Source organism: Kitasatospora sp. NPDC059803 (assembly GCF_042732255.1).
Taxonomy (GTDB): Bacteria; Actinomycetota; Actinomycetes; order Streptomycetales; family Streptomycetaceae; genus Kitasatospora.
Window position 1 is genome coordinate 3,930 of sequence record NZ_JBHWIJ010000462.1, and the last position, 271, is coordinate 4,200.

General features: G+C 79.3%; 1 protein-coding gene (running past one end of the window). It reads left to right on the forward strand.

Annotated elements, in window-relative coordinates; all coding sequences use genetic code 11:
• Nucleotides 1–198 carry the final stretch of an FAD/NAD(P)-binding protein gene (locus tag ACFV6I_RS38060; RefSeq protein ID WP_380430711.1) on the forward strand. Its footprint begins 1,353 nt before the window's first position, so the window shows 198 of its 1,551 coding nt (coding positions 1,354–1,551); its start codon lies beyond the left edge, outside the window; the stop codon is at nt 196–198.
• Nucleotides 199–271: the final 73 nt, after the last annotated feature.

Genomic DNA, 271 nt, shown 5'->3' on the forward strand with positions numbered 1-271 from the left:
CGGCTCCTCCCCACCGGCGGCCGGGCGCCGGCACCGCTGTGGACGCTGGGCTCGCTGCGACGCGGCAACCTGCTGGAGACCACCGCCATCCCGGAGATCCGCTGCCAGGCCGACGACCTCGCCCTGCTGCTGGGCCGCGGCGCGGTGGGGACGCCGAGCGGGCCGGGAGCGCCGAACGGAGCGGTACCGGCCCGCTGAGCGGGCACGCACGTCAGCGGCCCGCGGGGCGCGCCCGCGCGCCCCCCGCCCGGGGGGGGGTAACAAAAAACAC